The sequence below is a fragment of the Salinispora cortesiana genome (assembly GCF_000484695.1).
GTDB classification, from domain to species: Bacteria; Actinomycetota; Actinomycetes; order Mycobacteriales; family Micromonosporaceae; genus Micromonospora; species Micromonospora cortesiana.
The window spans coordinates 1-17,735 of sequence record NZ_AXVR01000001.1; the positions used below are offsets into that span (position 1 = coordinate 1).

The following is a 17,735-nucleotide window of genomic DNA, read 5'->3' on the forward strand; positions in this document are numbered from 1 at the left end:
CTTGCCTGGGGCGACAACGGCCGAGGGCAGTTGGGGGACGGGACGACCGCGGACAGCAGTACGCCGGTCGAGGTCAGTCTGCCGGCGGGCACCACTGTCACGGTCACCTCCGCCGGCGCCGCCCACAGCATGGCCCTAGTCGCACCACCACCGGGCTCCACCGCACCACCACCGGGCTCCACCCCACCACCACCACCGGACCTGCCCACCACCGGTGCCAGCCTGCCCATCACCCTTGCCGCCGCCACCCTGCTGATCCTCACCGGTGCCACCCTCATCCGCCTCGCCCACCAGCATCAACCGACCCGCCGTCTACGCTGAGGCAATCCGACGCGCCGGGCGCGGCGTCTTCGTCGCCGAGCCACCAGGTCGCTGACGGAGCACCGCCCTTAGCTGGGCAGCACCCCGCCCTGCTGCGGTTGCTACGCCTCGGCCCAGACGGCCAGCTCGTTGCCGCTCGGGTCGGTGAAGTGGAACCGACGCCCGCCCGGGAAGTCGTATGGGCCGTTGACCACGGTGCCGCCCGCCTCGGTCACCGCCTGGACTGACTTTTCCAGGTCGGTGGAGAACAGCACGACCAGTGGGCCGCCCGCACGCACCTGGGTGTCCTGCCGAAGCCCGCCCACCTCGGGCGCGGACTCGCCGTGCGGGCTGCGGATGCCGGCGTATTCCGGCCCGTAGTCGGTGAACTGCCAGCCGAAGGCCTCGCTGTAAAAACGTTTCGCCTCGGCGAGGTCGGTGACGGCGAACTCAACATAGTCGATGGCGTGCTGCCGGTGTGTCCCAGATTCGGTCATGCACCAGATCATGCCCGGCGGGTACGACCAACTTCGTGGACGCGAAACGGCCCTGCCGCTCATCCACGGGTCCCACCGTCGAGTGCGGGCCTGCACCAGGTAAACGTCACCGGCGCGACGGTCACCCGTATGACAAAGGTGCCGGCGGCAATTCGTGGGCCGGTCGTTCTCAGTGCCATAGCGGGTGAAGTAGTGCAGGGCGGTGAAAAGGGGCACTGATTCGATTGCGTTCCTCGCCATGCCCGGATCGGCGGGGCATCGCACGGCCGTCGTTCGTGCAACAATCCGTTCGGATTCAATGACGAGGATCATGGGAGTCGACGGTGCAGTGCGCGAACTGCGGCAATCACATTGATCCGGCAAAGGGCGAGTGCGGGTGCGGCACTCCGTTGCCGCAGCCAACCGGAGCGGAGGTGCCCGGCCAACGACCCGCGCAGCCGATCTCCGTCCCGCCGCACAATGTCCAGCCGGCCCGGGGGCAACGGCTCTTCGCCCGTCCTCCGGGCTATCCGACTTTCGTCTCCTGGCTGGTGACCGGCGCGTTCCGGAACCGGCGTGGTGCGCTCGGCGCGTTCATCGCCGCCTGGTTCAACCTGCCGCTCGCCGTGCTCCTCGGCGGATTGGGGATCCTGTACGGCGCGATAGCTGGCTACCTCGGCGGGTTCACCAGTGGCAATGTAGTCGGCCCCGATTTCCTCACCGAGGTTCCCCTGCTCGGTTCGGTGCTCAGCGGTGACCTGCTTCAGGTAGGCGGCTTGCTCGGTCTCCTGGTCGGCGTGCTGCTCGGCTGCCTGGCCGGGTTCTTCGGTGGCTTGTTCGTGCCGTGGTCCCTGGTCACCACCGAGCCGGGCTACGCCGCCGGCTACTTCGTCGCCCAGACCATCGTCGCGCTTCTCCTCAGCCTGCTCTACACCGGCTACGGAATCGCTACCGAAGGATGGCGGTTCCGGGCTGCCGGCTACCGCGAACCAAGCCGCCGAGAAAGGGAACTGCTCCAGCCGATTCTCGTAGACTGCGCGACGCGGCTGCAGCTTGACGAGTACCCGAAGCTACTCATCGACGACAGTCACAGTCAGCACGCGGTCAGCGGGACCCGACACGTGGTGATCAGCCGAGGACTGCTCGACGAGTTCGACTACGCGCCCGAGCCGATCGCTGCGGTGCTGTGTCACGAGCTGACGCACTGGCGCAACGCCGACCCGGTGTCCAGCCTCTTCGTGCGCGGCCTCGGCCTGCCGCTCTACCTCATCTACGCGTTCGGCACGTGGCTGCGACAGAGTTTCCGACACCCGATTCTTGCCCTCGTTGTGACGCTCAGCACCTGGCCGCTGTTGCTGACCGTCCGGTACTTCGTCATGCCGATGCAGGCAGCGGGAAACCGAGCCGCCGAATACCTCGCCGACCAGGGCGCGATCTGGGCGGGGCATCACCTCGGGCTACGGCAGGTGTTGAGCCGTTCCCGGGACGGTTTCGACGGGGCCCGTAACGGGTGGGAGGCCGCCGTCTGCGCTAACCACCCCCCGAACGAGCTGCGTTTGGAGCGCGCCGAGGCGCCCGGGGTTGACTATCCGCTGCCCGACCGCGACTCGCCGGCACGTCCGCTTCCTGTGGTCGTGTCCAGCTCACTCATCCCGTGACTGAGCCGATGGCGGAGAGGTAGCGATGACGACGATTCAGGCCTGCGCGAAGTGCCGGACCGTGCTCCTTCCGGGCCAGCAGGGGTGCCTGCGATGTGGCCTTCCGGCCGCCGAGCAGACGCAGGAGTGCTCCACCTGCCACCGGCCCACCGCGCTGGAGGCGCGCTTCTGCCCCGCTTGCGGGCAGCGGCGGGGGCAGCGGTCGCCGATGCCCGCCGTCGACCCGGCCACGGCACCGGGGCCCGGCACCGACCCGGTCGACCCGCCGCCCACCGTGTTCGCCAAGGTGCGTAGCCCCAATCGCTGGGTGTACCTGTTCACCGGCCTCGGTCTGGCAGTGCTGTTGACCGGTATTACCGGCCTCTACGTGGTCCAAAGCGTCTTCTACACCCCCGAGCGCACGGTCGCGGAGTACTTCTCCGCCCTCTCCGAGCGGGACTTCGGCGCCGCGCGTTCCCTCCTGGCGGAGCCGTCGAGGGAAGGTCCGAACGATCGCGGGGAACTGCCGTTGATCCCCCTGAACGCGTCGTACCGGCCGCCGTCGGCGGCGGAGGTCACCTCGATCGAGGAGCTGAACGAGATCGAGCTAGCGGGAGTTCCGGCCGGGGCGGACAGTGCTGACTGGCGGTCGGCCAGTGTCACCTACCGGGTTGGCAGCCGTACCTATCGGGAAGTGCTGTATCTGCACCGGCAGGAACAGAAGGAGCTGGGTGTTCTCCATGGCTGGCTGATCTATGGCGGAGTCAATGAGCTGACCGTGCCGATCTGGCAGGACGATGCGAGGGTGCTCATCAACGGGCAGGCGGTGCCGGCCCGCGACCGGTACGCGAGGGCCCGCGTCTTCCCCGGCGTCCATGAGGTGCGACTGGCTGATGACCTACTCTTCGAGGCGGAACCGGTCGTCATGGAGGTCGGCCTGCTGGAGCCGCACGAGGCACGGCTGCGGCCGACGGTCAGTGAATCGGCGCGCAGCGAGGTCGAAAGTCAGGTGAAGGCGTACCTCGACGAGTGTGCCGCGAGCACCGACCCGTCACCGGAAGGCTGCCCCTTCTCGTGGATCGCGCTCGGGCCCTCGCGGACCGTTCAGTGGACGATCGAGACGTACCCGGAGCTCGAGTTCAAGATGCGGGGCAGCGAGCTCGCCGTTGCCGGCTGGTCGGGACGCGTCAACGTGGCATATTCCAGCTTTGGCGGGACGGAGGACGATTTCGACACCCCCTTCTACGTCACCGGTCTGGCCACAGTGGTCGATGGCAAGGTGACGTTTCGCAGTGACTGACAGCAGCAACCAGTCCAGCGTCAAAACATCCCTCGCACGACCTGACCATGCGGCAGATCGGCCCGCTGTTCGGGGGTGTCGCACGCCGCCGCGCATCGGGTCATCGACACCGTCGGCCCCTGCTCGCCCTGGTGCCGGGGCGCCGACCTCGGTCGACCAGTAGCCGTTGTCGGCGCATTCGAGCGGCGAGCGGACACGACCCGCGTACGCTGCCACGGTGCAGATTGACGTGGTTACCCTGCTTGTCGAGGAGTACGATCCGGCGATCGCGTTCTTCACCGCCGTACTCGGCTTCGATCTCATCGAGGACTCACCATCGCTGACCAATGACGGGCGATCCAAGCGGTGGGTCGTCGTCCGGTCTCCGGGTGCCCAGACCGGGATTCTGCTCGCTCGCGCCGACGGAGAAGATCAGCGTGCCGCTGTCGGTAACCAGGTAGCCGGCCGGGTCGGGTTCTTCCTCCGTGTTGACGACTTCGACGCCGCCTACCGGCGGATGACCGAGGCCGGTGTCACCTTCATCCGGGAACCGCGGACCGAGCCCTATGGCCGAGTCGCGGTCTTTCTCGACATTGCCGGCAACCGGTGGGACCTTCTCGGCGCGACCCTGACGTAGCCGCACTTGCCAGGCAAGCCGGGCCAAGACCACACATCCTGACCTGAGTCGCTGATCGGTCGCGCGTTTGCCACCTCGGCGTCACGGAAGTGCCTCCCCTTGACGAGAAACCGGTAGAGGTCGCAATGACAAGTTTCCCTTGCAGGGCAGGCACTTCCGCTTATCTATGCGCCGACGAACAGCACGTCCCGGCGACTACCACGAATCATCCGGGCCGGTTGTCAGCGATGCGGATGAGGCCACCGACGGCACCGATGTACGCGGCACCATCGGGTCCGATGGAGATCGGGGCGTAGTGGTTGTTGACAAGGGGTCCGGCTCCGGCCAGCCTGCTCCATACCTGTTCACCGGACCGTACGTCGATCGCGGTGAGATACCACGCGTCCGGATGTCCAAGCAACTGGCCGCCGGGGCGGAACGCCAGTTCGTCGGCAGCGGGGTGGGTGTAGGTGTACAGCAGGCCGTTGGCCAGCGAGACCTTGCTGACCACACTCGGGATCCGCTCGGTTGTGTTGGACCAGTCGACGGAGCAGTTTCGGCCGGGGTAGTCGACCTGTATCCGGGTCAGACCCGGCACCGTGTCGGGCTGCCTGGCGCCGGCCAGCCCTTTGAGCAGCGCCCGTCCGTCGAACTGGTATCCGTAGTTGTTCTCGACGATGATGTCACCGCCGACGGCGACGAGGCTGTTCTCGGTGGCACTGGTGCCGGCGGGAAAGACCGGCTGGGTGCAGATTTCGGTCGGTCCGTTCTTGCCGCGGGCGAACACGAGTACTTGCATGGCCGGATCGGCGTTGTCGGTGATGGCCACGTAGCCCCCGTCCGGGCCAGATGCCGCGCCGATCAGGGTGGGGGTGGTGCCACTACTGTGACTGAACTGGCCCGGTTTTTGTCGGCTCCCTCGGTCGTAGGTGGCGCGCCAGGTGACCTCGGGCCGGCCGTTTGGGGTGGCGTCGAACCGGTAGAGCGCGTGGTCGCTGACGACAAAGACTCCGCCGGACTCGTCCACGGCGAAGCTGTTGGCGATCTGCTTGCCGTCGAATTCGTGTGTTTCGATGCGGCCATTGGTCATGTCAAGGGTGCCGACGGTTCCGTCCTTGGCTGCGAACCAGAGCAGTCCGGACCAGTCCGGCAGGGCCGACACGATGCCGCTGGTGCCGATGGCGGGGGTGAGGTCGTAGCTGCGTTGGGGTACGAGGCGGTCGCCCTGGACGGCGACGACCAGGATTTCGCCGGTGTTCGTTGGGATGATCGCCTGGTCGCGGTTGTCGAGGTAGAAGTACGCGCCGCCGACGGCGTCGGTGGGGCTGGCGCTGGCGGCGCCAGGCAGGCTCAGGGTGGTGATCGCGTCGAGGGTGTCCGGATCCAGGAGAAGTAGCCGAGGTGCCTGGCCCGGGGTGATGCAGACCGTGACGATCCGGCCCTTGGAGTCGAAGGTGACCGTAAGACACTCTCCGCCCTGTAGCCGACTGCTCACCTTAAGATCGCGTCCGGAAGGGCCGGCATTTTGGTATGCGTCGGTCTGGTAGGCGTCGCCATGCATGTTGCTGGTGCCGTTGGCGGCCATGAAGGGGTGTTGCGGCACCTCCGCGTTGTCGATCGGGTGGGCTGTGGCCGGCTGACCCGCGAATGGCTGTAGTCCGACGCCGCGGGGATCGACGGGGATGGGCAGGGTGCGCCCAGCCGTGCTGTCGACTGCGGTCGTACTGGGTAGGGTCAGGCCGATTGCCGTCATGACGGAGGCCAGGGCGAGACTTCGCTTGCGCATATTCGTGGTCCTGACTGTCGACGGATATCGATAGCGGGTGAAGTGTAGAGGTGTGTCGGTTGCGTCGGCAATGGGTGGTAGAGCCCTGCGGTGGGGGGCGATGGCCTGGTTCGTCAACCGGTAGCCTGATCGCGGACAGCCGATGGCTAGAATCGCCCCCGCGCTAAGGGGTAGATTGCGGATATTCTGGTTGACCTATGCCTTGTGTCTGATTGGAGGACTTTCGAAGGCCTCGTCAGGGTTACGAGACGTCCCTTGGCCCAGAGGAGTTCGCCCAGGCATAGCCGCAGATCATCGGTGCTGTCTCGGCCCGGCAAATGCTGAGGAGGGGCAAGTTCGGCGGGACCGAATTAACTCGGGGGGTCTACCTGATCGTCGTCCTCCGCCGGGCCGGGCTCTCCGGCCGGGGGCGAGTCGTAGCGTCCCTGCCCGGTGCGACGGGCGGTCGAACCCTGATCGGAGTCAAACCCGCCCGCGGTCAGTCGACCGAGGGCAGCGACGGGCCGAGGACGTCATCGGCGTCCACGATCGTGTAGGCATACCCCTGCTCGGCGAGGAACCGTTGCCGGTGGGCGGCGTACTCGGTGTCGATCGTGTCCCGGGACACCACGGTGTAGAAGTGCGCCTGCCGGCCGTCGGCCTTCGGCCGGAGCACCCGGCCGAGCCGCTGCGCCTCCTCCTGCCGGGAGCCGAACGTGCCCGACACCTGGACCGCCACCGCCGCCTCCGGCAGGTCGATCGAGAAGTTACCCACCTTCGAGATCACCAGGGTCTGCAGCTCGCCGGAGCGGAACGCGTCGAAGAGCCGCTCCCGCTCCCGGTTCGTGGTTGACCCCTGCACGATCGGCGCGTCCAGATATTCCCCCAGCTGGTGCAGCTGGTCGATGTACCCGCCAATCACCAGGGTCTGCTCGCCCGGGTGCCGGTCGAGCAGCGCCTTCACCACCGGCAGCTTGGTACGGGTGGTCGCCGCCATCCGGTAGCGCTCCTCAGCCTCCGCCGTCGCGTACGCCATCCGCTCGGCCTCGGTGAGCGTCACCCGTACCTCGGTGCACTTGGCGGGGGCGATCCAGCCCTGCTGCTCGATGTCCTTCCACGGGGCGTCGTACCGCTTCGGGCCGATCAGGCTGAACACGTCCCCCTCCCGGCCGTCCTCGCGAACCAGGGTGGCGGTCAGCCCCAGCCGCCGACGGGCCTGAAGGTCGGCGGTGAACCGGAAGATCGGTGCGGGCAGCAGGTGGACCTCGTCGTAGACGACCAGACCCCAGTCCCGCGCGCCGAAGAGGTCCAGGTGGGTGAACGCGCCGCCGCGCCGGGACGTCAACACCTGGTACGTCGCGATGGTGACCGGACGGATCTCCTTGCGCTCGCCCGAGTACTCGCCGATCTCCGCCTCGGTCAGCGACGTGCGGGCCACCAACTCCCGTTTCCACTGCCGCCCCGCCACCGTGTTCGTCACCAGGATCAGCGTGGTCGCCTTCGCCTCGGCCATCGCCGCAGCCCCGACCAGGGTCTTCCCCGCGCCGCAGGGCAGCACCACCACACCGGACCCGCCGGCCCAGAACGCCTCCACCGCCTCCCGCTGGTAGGAGCGCAATGTCCACGGCTTCCCGCCGTCCGCGCTGGCCTCGGCCAGCTCGATCGGGTGAGCTTCACCGTTGACGTACCCGGCCAGGTCCTCGGCCGGCCAGCCGAGCTTGAGCAGCGCCTGCTTGAGTCGTCCGCGCTCGGACGGATGCACCGCGATGGTGTCGTCGTCGAGCTTCGTGCCGAGCATCCCGGCCAGCTTCTTGCTCTTGGCGACCTCGACCAGCACCACCCGGTCCACGGCCCGCAGCACCAGGCCGTGTGCCGGGTCGTTGATCAGTTGCAGCCGGCCATACCGGTCCATCGTCTCGGCCACGTCGACCAGCAGGGCGTGCGGCACCGGATAGCGGCTGTACGTGATCAGCGCGTTGACCACGCCCTCGGCGTCGTGGCCGGCGGCCCGGGCGTTCCACAACCCGAGCGGGGTCAGCCGGTATGTGTGCACATGCTCCGGTGAGCGTTCCAACTCGGCGAACGGTGCGATCGCCAATCGGCAGGCCTGCGCATCGGGGTGTTCGATCTCCAGCAGCAGGGTCTTGTCCGACTGCACGATCAGGGGTCCACCACTCACGTGAGCGCCTCTCTTGATCTTCGGATGCCGGCCGTCGCGCCGGGCAGCGGTGCCGCGAGACGACCATCCAGTGTTGCACGCTCCGCATCAGATATCGGAATTTGCGCGCACCATGCAACCTGGCGGGGTACTGGTACGTCTTGCAGGGTGACAACTAACGCGGGTACGTCTCATGTTTCTGGCTCCGGGTCGTCTTCCGGACCTTGCCCGCGTGGTCGTCACGCTGGTCGGCGCCGGTGCGTACGCGTTCGATCCGTGGCTGAGAGCGGCAGGGGCGGAGGGCCCGCGTCGGTCGGGGCCGCGGACTCGCCAACGGGGGCGGGCGCAACGCCCGGGCCGGACCGGCCGGTCGAGGTGCTGGCCCACCGCCATTGTGAGTGGCACCCTGGACCTTCGAGCTTCGCCGACGGCGGGGAGGACGGAATGACCCTCGACCAGGATGTGATGGCTGAGACGCCGCGGAGGACCGCTCCGCCCGTCTCCGCCGGCATGATGGTCGCCTACGTGGCCGGCGGGGTGCTCCTGTTCGGTTGGTTCCTGTTTGGTCTGCTGGTGCAGCGGCAGGGCCTCGTGGACTCGGTCGGCGAGACCGCCGGGACGGCGTTTGGTCTGCTGTTGGTGGTCGCGGTGGTCGGCACGTTCCGCCGCGACCGGCGCTGACCCGTCGGAGTCCTCCCGCCGTGACCGGCGCTGACCCGTCGGAGTCCTCCCGTCGTGACCGGCGTTTGACCGTCGGGGCTCTCCCGTCGCGACTGGCGCCGAACCGTCGCGGCGGTCAGTCCGCCAGCACCGCTGCTGCCACCCGGTGTAGGGCGAAGGTGTGCAGCATTTCGGTCCGCTCGTCTTCCGCCCGCAGGTAACCCGCCCCGATCGACACCGGCCGGACCAGCCGGGAGGCGGTCGCCCCATGCGCGTCGACATACCCCACCCAGACCAGCGCCTTGTCCCGGACCGCCTGCTGCAGCACGGCCAGCGCGTCGGTGTGGCGGTGCGCCGCTTTGGCGCCTTCCTGGCCGCGGAGCAGTGCCGGCGCCTGTCGGGCGGCCCGGGTGGCGGCGTCGCCCCGCCGGATCTGCTCGACCATGCCGAGGAGCCGGGGCATCGGGAGCCTCGGGGTGGCGAGCGGGTCAACTGTCCGGGTGGTGCCCGGCGAGCGCGCCGGCGCCCGGCGGGTCCTGGGTCGGGTGAGCACCGCCGCACCGGTGGCGTCCTCGGGTACCGGCGCATAGCCGGCCTCGCGCAACGTGGCGAGCATGCGGTTGACCGGGGCCGGAGTGATGAGCACGGTCGGCGCGAGCCGGCGGAGCGCCAGCACCTCCAACCGACGGTCGGCGAGTACCTCGCCGAGCAGCGCCTCATCGTCACTGCGCAGGTACGCCCCGGTGGCGCCGACCCGCAGACCGCCGTGCCGGCGGGCGACGTCGTCAACCAGGTAGGTGAGCCCCTGCGGCACCGGGGTCCGCGAGCGCCGGGTGAACAACCCGTGTAGGTCGTCTGCCGAGTAGCCGGCGTCCAGCGCCCGCCGGACACTTGCCGGGGTCACCCGGTGCACGCTGGCCCCGCCGGCCGACTCGTGCTCGGCCACCACGTCCAGCTCGGCGGTGAGCGTCGGGTCCGCCGGCCCGGGTACGACGACGGTCAGGTCGGCCTGCACCAGAAAGTGGTCAACCGGGGCGGGTAGCAGCCCGTCCAGCGCCCGTACCGCCGTTGACGCCTCGCCGTCGGCGTGCAGGCCCAGCGGGTCGTCAGCGCCCCGCTGCTCGCTGGTGCTGGTGTCGGCGAGCAGCAGCCGCCCGTATGAGGTGAGCGCCCCCAGCCCGGTCACGCCCAGCGTGGCCGCCTCGGCCAGCACCTCCCGGTGGGCCGCCTCCCGTCCCCGACTGCGCCGGGGCGCTCGCCAGTCCAGCAGCTCCAGCACCTCGTCCGGGGTGGGTGCCGTCGCCGGCTCCAGGTCGGCGAGGACACTGAGCGCCGCTTGCCGCGCGATCGGTGCCCCAGCGCGTTCCGCCTCGGGGGAGAGCACCGTGATCGGACGGTCCCGGTCGTCGCGTTGGCCGACCAGCCCGGGTTGCCGGGTCATCGTCAGCCAGGCTCGGGCCAACTGCTCCCACCGTTGCGCCAGCGAACCGGCTCGCCAGGCCTCGTACCCGGCGCTCGGCAGCACCTGCTGCTCGGCGCCGGAACGGGGCGCGGCGACCCCGGGTGCCTCCAGCTCCCCGGTCAGTCCGGCGGCGTGCGCCGCCTCCAGCAGCAGTGCGGCTGTCGGTTCATCCAGGCCGAGGGCGCGGGCCAACCGGCGCAGGTCGCGGACGCCCAGGCCACCGGAGCGAAGCACCGAGGCCGGCTCTGCGGCGAGCTGTTCCAGCAGCGCCTCGGCCTGGCGGACCACCTCCATGGCCTGGCCAGCCCCGGCTGAGTCGACCGCCTTTGGTTCCCGGGGTGGGGCCGCGACCCGCGGCGGGTCGGTGGGCATGGGGCCGAGTGCGCCGGTGTCCCGGCGGAGCAGGAGCCCCACCTCCCGGGGCAGCTCGACAGTCCCGGGCCGGCCGCTCCCACCGGTGCTGACCGAAATCAGGAGCCGGTGGTCAACCAGCCAGCGCACCGGTGATCCGGTGGGTGCGCCGCCGTTCGTGGGGTCCGGTGGCAGGGCATTCTCGGCGCCCAGGGGCGGGGCCTTCAGCGCCCCCGGTGGCACACTGCCGACCGGCGGGCCGGCGGCGAGCCGATCCAGGATGGCCCGGGCCGACGGCGGTGCCGAGAGCAGGGTTCGCCGCAGCTTCGCCGGGTCCGCGCAGAGGGCCGCCGACCGCGAGTCCAGCTCCGCTGCCGGCCGGCCCAGCCCGGCGGGGTACGGGGAGATCTCGTCGATGCCGCCGATCACGTGAAGGCGTTCGTCGGACCCGTACAGCAGCAGGCGGGATCGGAGCAGCTGCACCGCTTCGTGGACGGCGGCCGGGGCGGGGGGACGTGCGTTGGCGGCGGCCATGGCGAGGATCACGTCGAGGTTGGTGGTGTCGGCCGCTGCGTCGCGGGTGAGCCGGGCGGCGTCGAGGACCTGAAGCGTGAACCGGTCCAGGCTGTCCAGAACGCGGGCCACCGATACCCGGGACTGGGCTCGGATGGCGAGCGCGGCGAGGTCGGTGGGGACCGGTACGACGAGGTCCGGCCGCTGCTGGAGCAGGGCCGCGAGCGCCGGGTCGGGCAGCGCACGCAGGTGGTCGGCGAGTGAGTTGGTCATCGTCTTTCCACGCTAGCCCGACGGGCGCCCGCTTCGCCCCTCGGTCGGCCAGTCACCCTGAGCGCACCGGCGACCGGCCGGGGTGGCGCCGGTGCGCGATGATCTCACCAGATTCCCAGCGGCGCCCGACGCCGCGGTCCGGCTAGCCTTAGAGCAGTAGACGTCGTGAGCGAAGCAGAGGTTTTACAAGTGCCGACGGGTCGAGTGAAGTGGTACGACGCGACCAAGGGATACGGTTTCGTCACCAGTGACGAGGGCGGCGACGTGTTCCTGCCCAAGGCCGCGCTTCCGGCGGGTGTGACCGACCTCAAGGGCGGGCAACGGGTCGACTTCAGCGTGGTCGACAGCCGTCGTGGCGCCCAGGCGATGGGGGTCAAGCTGTTGGAGGCCCCACCGTCGGTGGCGGAGCTGCGTCGTCGCCCTGCGGAGGAGCTGCATGGCCTCGTCGAAGACATGATCAAGGTTCTGGAGGCGAAGGTGCAGCCGAACCTACGCCGCGGCCGGTTCCCAGATCGGAAGACCGCCCAGAAGATCGCTCAGCTGGTCCACGCGGTCGCCCGCGAACTGGAGGTCTGAGGCACCAGGCCGGCGTCGGCGGCCCGGCCCAGCAGCGCGTTGACGGCGGCGTACCCGGCCGCACCCAGGTCGGCGGTGAACTCGTTCACATAGAGGTCGATGTGTCGTTCGACCACGTCGGGCTCCATCTCCTGCGCGTACGTCAACACGTAGTCGCGGCTGGCCGCTCGGTCCGCCCAGGCCTGGCGGACCGACTCTCGGATCCACCCGGTGGCAGCCTCGGGGTCCACGCTGCCGCGGCGGGCGAGAATCGCGCCGAGCGGGATCGGGAGGCCGGTGTCGGCCTCCCACCACTCGCCCAGGTCGACCAGGGCGGTCAGCCCGTGCCGGGGGTAGGTGAACCGGGCCTCGTGGATCACCAGGCCGGCGTCGTATCGCCCGGCGGCGACCCCCGGCATGATCTTGTGAAACGGCACCACCTCGATGCGGGCGGGTGGCCGCCCGGCCGACCAGAGCCGGAAGAGCAGGTAGGCCGTGGTCCGGTCACCGGGTACCGCAACCGTGGCGCCGGAGAGATCGGCCCGGTCCGGGACTCCGGTCACCCGATCGCCCGAGCCCCCGGAGGACGCGGCGGGGGCGAGTGTCGGGTCGGGTCGGGTCAGCACCAGGGGTCCGCAGCCCCGGCCGAGTGCTCCACCGCAGGGCAGGAGGTGGTAGTCCTCGAGCAGCCACGGCAGCGCCGCGTAGCTCACCTTCACCAGGTCGAACGCACCCCGCTCGGCCGCCGTGTTGGTCACGTCCACGTCGGCGTAGGTCACCGTGACCGCAGGGGCGCCGGGGACCTGCCCGTGCACCAGCGCATGGAAGACGAACGTGTCATTGGGGCAGGGCGAGATCGCCAGCGAGAGCGTCACGCACCTACGGTAGCCCCGCGGTACGGCCGCTCCTGGCCGGCCTTGTGGCAGCGGAGGGGATCCGGCATTGTCCGGTGGTCCAGAACTGCATCCCGGCCGCCGGAGGTACCAACTGCCCACCTCGTACCTGCTCTGGCTTGTCGGGATCCTCGCCTCGCTGCTGGGCAACTCGTTCTTCTACTTCGCCCTCGGTTGGCAGGCGAGTGCGCATGGCGGCGCCATCGCCGGTCTGGTGCTCACCGCCATCACGCTGCCGCGGGTGCTGCTGCTTTTGATCGGTGGGGCGGTCGGGGATCGGGTGAGCGCACGCCGAGTGCTCATCATCGGCGATGCGGCGATGCTCGTCTTCTCGGTCGCCCTGGCGGCAGCGGCCTATCATCTCGGCGCGCCGCCCTGGTTGTTGCTCACCGCAGGGGTTGCCGTGGGGGTCGCCGATGCCTTCTATCTGCCAGCGTCCGGGTCGATGCCGCGGCGGCTGGTCAACGCGGACCAACTGCCACGGGCCCTGGCGTTACGTCAGGCCGGCGGTCAGCTGGTGGCCGTTGGCGGCGGTCCGCTCGGCGGGGTTCTCGTCGGGTTGGCCGGGCTGGCGGGGGCTGCCCTGGTCAACGCAGTGACCTTCGCCGCGGTACTGATGCTGCTGATTGCTATTCGGCCGCGGTACGCCGGCCCGCCGCCGCCGCCGGCGGGTGCGGGGATTGTCCGCGACGCCCTCGACAGCCTCCGCGTTGGCTTTCGTGATCCACTCCTGCGTCCTGGGTTGACGATGACCGGGGCCGCGGCGGCGTTTCTGCTGCCGGTGCTGTCGTTGCTGGTCCCGCTGCTCGCGCGGGCCCAGGACTGGGGAGTGGCGGCTGCCGGTCTCATTCTTGGGGCGCAGAGCGTCGGCATGGTTGTCGTCACCCTGGCTGTCGCGCGCCGAGGCCCGCTCGGCCGGCCCGGTCTCCTCTCCGCCTGGGGTCTGTTGGCAGCGAGCGTCGGCGTGCTCGGGTTGGCGCTTTCGCCCACCGTTCCGGTCGCCATCGGCGCGGGGGTGGTCATGGGGTTCGGGAGCGGTCTCTTCGCCGCGCACCTCGGGCCCCTGATTTTGGGGACGACTCCGGAGACTCACCTGTCTCGGACTCAGGCCCTGCTGACCCTGGTGCAGAGCCTGGCTTCGCTGGTCATGCTCAACGTGCTCGGCGCTGTCGTCGAATACCGTGGTGCGGTGGTGGCGATGGCGATCTGCGCAGTGGCCACCAGCGGCGTCGGGCTGCTGGCGCTCCGGTCCGCGCCGCTGCGCACCACTCGGGTAGGGCTCAAGACAAGCTCGGTCGCCGGATGAGGGTTCGAGCGGTGCTGCCCAGGCCCTGTTACGGGGCGCCCGCCTCCGGCGTGGCCTCGTGCCCCGGCAAGCCGTGGGTGCGGCGCCGCTGCTTCATCTCCGCCTCGTAGATGTGCCGCCGCCCACCGGCAAGGCGTTCCCGTGCGTCCCGCTCGATCGCCTGGAACGTGGCGTAGTAGCCGTCGTCGAACTCCTCCACGACCTGGAATGTCCATCGCCCGGGTAGCACGTTGCGGCCCAGCAACTCGTGCTCGACCCGGTCGGCCATGTCGTCGTGCTCGGCCTCGCGGAGTAGCCGCACCACCCGGTCGAGGGTGAGATCTGCTCCACCGATGAGCTGGTGTGCCGAATACAGGTGACCGCGTGCCCGATGGACTGTCTCCAACGCCTCGGTCAATCCGCCCAGGGCTTCGACGGTGGCGTCACCGACCCCTGCCGGCCGGGAGTGTTCCGGGTCCACTGACCGCTCCTGATCTGGCATGGCGGCTGACATACCCCGGAATCGCCGGGCTGCACCCGAGGGCGCCCGCCGCCAATCAACGCGCCGCACTCCCGCCGCTGTGCCTTGTCAACGGCGGGTGATGGTGAAGATCGGTTTCGCCCTGGTCTATCCGGATGAGTCCGTTCGGCCGGGCCTCCCGTTTGGCTGCGGTAGTGGCCCCGGCGGCTTTGCCGGGCGATTCACGTGTGGCACCATCGTGGCACCGGTAACAGCCTCCGGTCCCCTCGACAGGAGTTCACCTATGTCTAAATCGACGCGTCGCTGGCGTGGTGCCGTCCTCGCGCTCGCGGTTATGGCTGCGTTCGCGGGTGGCCTGCTGGCGCTGGAGCCGAGCGCCCAGCTTGCCGACTTCAGCTGGAGCGCCCCGGCTTCAGCGGAAGGGCAGTAGTTCGCTAGCGTCCGCACCGCCGACCAGGAGGCGGTATGTCAGACAGTTCACCGACGGTGCGTAGGACTGTTGAGTTGGTCTGGCTGATCACCGCCCCGCTGGCGATGGTCGCGGTGTTCTGTACCGTCTTCCTGGCGCTTACGACCGAGTCGTCGTCAGGCAACCTAACCATCACCACGGCCCTGCTGCTTGTCGCGATGGTCGGGGCGAGCACGCACGTCCTGCAGATCGTCGTACGCCGCCAGGCGCTCGAGGTGATCGCCACCGAGATCCCACTCGTGCTGGCTTTCTACTACCTGCCGCCGTTGACGGTTGTGGCGCTCATGGTGCTGTCCGCCCTCGTCGCGCAATACTGGCGCCGGCTCGCTGCGGTGAAGGTCTGGTTCAACGTGGCCTGCAAGGGCGCGGCAGCCTCACTCGGTGGCGTCGTCCTGGTTGGGCTCTCCGGTGTGGATGGAGTCGGTCCGCGGACGTGGGCGGTCCTGTTCGCCGCGGTGACGGTGAACTCGGTGGTTTCCCTGCTCGCGATCAGTGGCGTCGTGAGCTTGTTGCACGGCTGGCAGGCCGGCTGGGAGCTGTTCCGCAGGTCCCCGGTGCCGCTGCTGGTCAACTCCATCAACGTGTTGATCGGTCTGATCCTGCTGCTGGCGTTGGAGTCGACCTGGTGGTCGATGTTGTTGATCGCCGTGTTGGCCGTCGCGATGGTGGTGATAACTCGGTCGTACGCGCAGTTCCTCCGGCAGCATCGCATGCTGAGCAGCATGTACGAGCTTACCCGGGCGATGACCGATGGGGGTCGGGAGGGCGCCATCGCCGACGTTCTGCTGGGCCGGATCCGGGCGTTGATGCAGGCCGAGTACGCGACCCTGTGGCTCCCCGCACTGGGGCGCTTTCCAGAGATGCTGCTCAGCGCCCGGGTGGACGACCGGGGCCTGCTCGATGTCGCCCAGACCCCCGCCGAGCTGCGTCAGCAGGTCCGGGAGTCCGGTGAGACGCTCGCCTCTGGGCGGGCTCTTCCGAAACTTCCCGCTATCTCGCGGGATCTGGCTGGGCATGGGGTGAAGGACGTGATCGTCGTCCCGCTGCGGTCGGGACAGGCGATCATCGGCACGCTGGAGGTCGTCAACCGGCTCAGTGACGGCGGCCATTTCACCCCAGATGACATCCCCGTCTTTGAGACTGTCGCCGCGCACACCGCGGTCGCAATCGAGAATTCCCGGTTGGTTGACCGACTGCGGCACGACGCTTACCACGACACGCTCACCAAGCTGCCCAACCGGCGGCGGGCCATCGAGGCACTCGACGAGGCAGTGAAGATCCGAGCGCCGGGTGAGGTGGTGGCACTGTTGCTGTTTGATGTGGACAGACTTCGGGAGGTTAACGAGTCCCTTGGGCGTGCCGCCGGGGACAGGGTCCTGGTCGAGGTCGCCGAGCGGCTTCGCTCGTGTGCGCCGTCGTCCGCGTTGGTGGGGCGGGTTGGCGGTGACGAATTCCTCGTGACCCTCCGGCTGGAGGGGGCGAATGAGGCCTTGGACTTGGCGGCTCGGCTGCGGGAGCAGAGCGGTTCGGTGATGACCTTCGACGGGCTCGCCCTTGACGTGGATACGGCGGTGGGCGTCGCCGTTCACCCGGACCACGGCAGTGGGTCCACCGTGCTGTTGCAACGGGTCGACCTGGCCGTGACCGCGGCCAAATCTACTCCCGGGAGCGTCCAGCTGTTCAACCCCGCGCTGGAGTCCCGGTCGCGTCGGCGGCTCGGTCTGGCCGGTGATCTGCGCCGAGCCCTGGACAACGGCGAATTGGACGTGTACTTCCAACCGAAGGTCACCCTGCGGGACCGGCGGTTGGTGGGCGTCGAGTGCCTTGCCCGTTGGAACGATCGGGCCCACGGATCGGTCTCGCCGGAGGACTTCGTGCCGGTTGCGGAGTACACCGGTCAACTGGGGCGGCTCACCGAGTTCGTGCTCCGGGAGGGGCTACGGCGTAGCCATGACTGGGCGCCCGGGGGTCACCCGCTCTCCGTCGCGGTCAACCTCTCCCCGCGTACGCTGACCGACCAGCACTTCCCGGAGCGGGTGCGGGAACTGCTCGAGGAGTACGGGGTGCCGCCGCAGCGGCTCACGTTGGAGATCCGGGAGTCCGGGGTGCTGGACGGCACCGACCGCCCCATTCCGACCCTGCGGCGCCTGCGTGATCTGGGAGTCCGCCTGTCGGTGGATGACTTCGGCACGGGTAACTCGTCGCTTGCGCACCTGCGCCGGCTCCCTGTGCACGAGGTGAAGGTCGACCACCGGTTCGTGCAGGGGATGGCGACCGACCCCGGGGACCTGGCCATCGTCAACGCGGTGGTCACCCTCTCCCAGCAGTTCGGCCTTGCTGTGGTGGCCGAGGGGGTGGAGAGCGAGTTGACCCTGGAGCTGCTCCAGGACATTGGGTGTGAGTACGGGCAGGGGTTCCTGTTCAGCCGCCCGTTGCCCTATGAGCGGCTGGAGGCGTGGTTCGGCGCCCAGGTGGAGTCGGAGGCGGTGGCGGCGGGGGAGCCACCGCGGCTTCGGGTCGTGCCGTGAGCTGTGCCCCACGGGCCACCGGGGATCCGATTTC

The 17,735-nt window shown here is 69.3% G+C and carries 15 protein-coding genes; 9 read left to right on the top strand and 6 right to left on the bottom strand.

Features of this window, described 5'->3' with window-relative positions; translation table 11 throughout:
• Positions 1 to 321, top strand: a 321-nt coding sequence (locus K228_RS0100005) for an RCC1-like domain-containing protein (RefSeq protein WP_029723244.1), incomplete at its 5' end; no start/stop codon positions are given.
• Positions 322 to 422: 101 nt separating this feature from the next.
• On the opposite strand, the gene K228_RS0100010 is transcribed toward K228_RS0100005, so the two are convergent.
• Positions 423 to 797 (bottom strand): VOC family protein, encoded by a 375-nt coding sequence (locus K228_RS0100010; RefSeq protein WP_025616574.1) that lies wholly within the window; start codon positions 795 to 797, stop codon positions 423 to 425.
• Between the two features lie 323 nt (positions 798 to 1,120).
• On the opposite strand from K228_RS0100010, the gene K228_RS0100015 reads away from it, so the two are divergent.
• The 3 genes from K228_RS0100015 (at position 1,121) to K228_RS0100025 (ending at position 4,329) form a co-directional block, all read left to right on the top strand.
• Positions 1,121 to 2,434, top strand: coding sequence for a M48 family metalloprotease (locus K228_RS0100015; RefSeq protein WP_025616575.1), 1,314 nt, complete (start codon positions 1,121 to 1,123; stop codon positions 2,432 to 2,434).
• A 25-nt stretch (positions 2,435 to 2,459) separates the two neighbouring features.
• On the top strand, positions 2,460 to 3,713 hold the full coding sequence (locus tag K228_RS0100020) for a zinc ribbon domain-containing protein (RefSeq protein WP_025616576.1): 1,254 nt from the start codon (positions 2,460 to 2,462) through the stop codon (positions 3,711 to 3,713).
• 217 nt (positions 3,714 to 3,930) lie between these two features.
• Positions 3,931 to 4,329 (top strand): VOC family protein, encoded by a 399-nt coding sequence (locus K228_RS0100025; RefSeq protein WP_025616577.1) that lies wholly within the window; start codon positions 3,931 to 3,933, stop codon positions 4,327 to 4,329.
• 205 nt (positions 4,330 to 4,534) lie between these two features.
• Here K228_RS0100025 and K228_RS0100030 read toward each other — a convergent pair whose 3' ends face one another.
• Positions 4,535 to 6,094 (bottom strand): hypothetical protein, encoded by a 1,560-nt coding sequence (locus K228_RS0100030; RefSeq protein WP_025616578.1) that lies wholly within the window; start codon positions 6,092 to 6,094, stop codon positions 4,535 to 4,537.
• 478 nt (positions 6,095 to 6,572) lie between these two features.
• Positions 6,573 to 8,252: a DNA repair helicase XPB gene (locus K228_RS0100035; RefSeq protein WP_025616579.1), complete on the bottom strand. Its 1,680-nt coding sequence runs from the start codon at positions 8,250 to 8,252 to the stop codon at positions 6,573 to 6,575.
• Positions 8,253 to 8,675: 423 nt separating this feature from the next.
• Between K228_RS0100035 and K228_RS0100040 the strand changes: the two genes are divergently transcribed.
• Positions 8,676 to 8,912 (top strand): hypothetical protein, encoded by a 237-nt coding sequence (locus K228_RS0100040; RefSeq protein ID WP_025616580.1) that lies wholly within the window; start codon positions 8,676 to 8,678, stop codon positions 8,910 to 8,912.
• Positions 8,913 to 9,027: 115 nt separating this feature from the next.
• On the opposite strand, the gene K228_RS0100045 is transcribed toward K228_RS0100040, so the two are convergent.
• Positions 9,028 to 11,490, bottom strand: a complete 2,463-nt coding sequence (locus K228_RS0100045) for a helicase-associated domain-containing protein (RefSeq protein WP_025616581.1) — start codon at positions 11,488 to 11,490, stop codon at positions 9,028 to 9,030.
• Positions 11,491 to 11,679: 189 nt separating this feature from the next.
• Between K228_RS0100045 and K228_RS0100050 the strand changes: the two genes are divergently transcribed.
• Positions 11,680 to 12,066 carry a cold-shock protein gene (locus tag K228_RS0100050; RefSeq protein ID WP_012184346.1) on the top strand — a complete coding sequence of 129 codons (387 nt, stop codon included), beginning with the start codon at positions 11,680 to 11,682 and terminating at the stop codon, positions 12,064 to 12,066.
• Here the strand turns inward: K228_RS0100050 and K228_RS0100055 are convergent.
• On the bottom strand, positions 12,027 to 12,920 hold the full coding sequence (locus K228_RS0100055) for a 1,4-dihydroxy-6-naphtoate synthase (protein WP_025616582.1): 894 nt from the start codon (positions 12,918 to 12,920) through the stop codon (positions 12,027 to 12,029). The two genes, K228_RS0100050 and K228_RS0100055, sit on opposite strands and share 40 nt — an antisense overlap.
• 67 nt (positions 12,921 to 12,987) lie before the next feature.
• Here K228_RS0100055 and K228_RS0100060 point away from each other — a divergent pair, with 67 nt between their 5' ends.
• A complete protein-coding gene (locus K228_RS0100060) occupies positions 12,988 to 14,244 on the top strand; it encodes an MFS transporter (RefSeq protein ID WP_025616583.1) in 1,257 nt (418 codons plus the stop codon).
• A 28-nt stretch (positions 14,245 to 14,272) separates the two neighbouring features.
• Here the strand turns inward: K228_RS0100060 and K228_RS0100065 are convergent, their stop codons facing one another.
• Positions 14,273 to 14,737, bottom strand: a complete 465-nt coding sequence (locus K228_RS0100065; RefSeq protein WP_025616584.1) for a hypothetical protein — start codon at positions 14,735 to 14,737, stop codon at positions 14,273 to 14,275.
• A gap of 250 nt (positions 14,738 to 14,987) precedes the next feature.
• Between K228_RS0100065 and K228_RS28690 the strand changes: the two genes are divergently transcribed.
• Both K228_RS28690 and K228_RS0100070 read left to right on the top strand, forming a co-directional pair.
• Positions 14,988 to 15,134, top strand: a complete 147-nt coding sequence (locus tag K228_RS28690) for a hypothetical protein (protein ID WP_188116144.1) — start codon at positions 14,988 to 14,990, stop codon at positions 15,132 to 15,134.
• Positions 15,135 to 15,169: 35 nt separating this feature from the next.
• Entirely contained in the window at positions 15,170 to 17,701 is a 2,532-nt protein-coding gene (locus K228_RS0100070; protein WP_025616585.1) for a putative bifunctional diguanylate cyclase/phosphodiesterase, read from the top strand.
• The last annotated feature ends 34 nt before the right edge of the window (positions 17,702 to 17,735 follow it).

What these genes read in the sequence shown, in the direction of transcription:
- K228_RS0100010 (WP_025616574.1), bottom strand. Translation starts at nt 797, where the DNA reads ATGACCGAATCTGGGACACACCGGCAGCACGCCATCGACTATGTTGAG.
- K228_RS0100020 (WP_025616576.1), top strand. Translation starts at nt 2,460, where the DNA reads ATGACGACGATTCAGGCCTGCGCGAAGTGCCGGACCGTGCTCCTTCCG.
- K228_RS0100030 (WP_025616578.1), bottom strand. Translation starts at nt 6,094, where the DNA reads ATGCGCAAGCGAAGTCTCGCCCTGGCCTCCGTCATGACGGCAATCGGC.
- K228_RS0100040 (WP_025616580.1), top strand. Translation starts at nt 8,676, where the DNA reads ATGACCCTCGACCAGGATGTGATGGCTGAGACGCCGCGGAGGACCGCT.
- K228_RS0100045 (WP_025616581.1), bottom strand. Translation starts at nt 11,490, where the DNA reads ATGACCAACTCACTCGCCGACCACCTGCGTGCGCTGCCCGACCCGGCG.
- K228_RS0100065 (WP_025616584.1), bottom strand. Translation starts at nt 14,737, where the DNA reads ATGTCAGCCGCCATGCCAGATCAGGAGCGGTCAGTGGACCCGGAACAC.
- K228_RS28690 (WP_188116144.1), top strand. Translation starts at nt 14,988, where the DNA reads ATGTCTAAATCGACGCGTCGCTGGCGTGGTGCCGTCCTCGCGCTCGCG.
- K228_RS0100070 (WP_025616585.1), top strand. Translation starts at nt 15,170, where the DNA reads ATGTCAGACAGTTCACCGACGGTGCGTAGGACTGTTGAGTTGGTCTGG.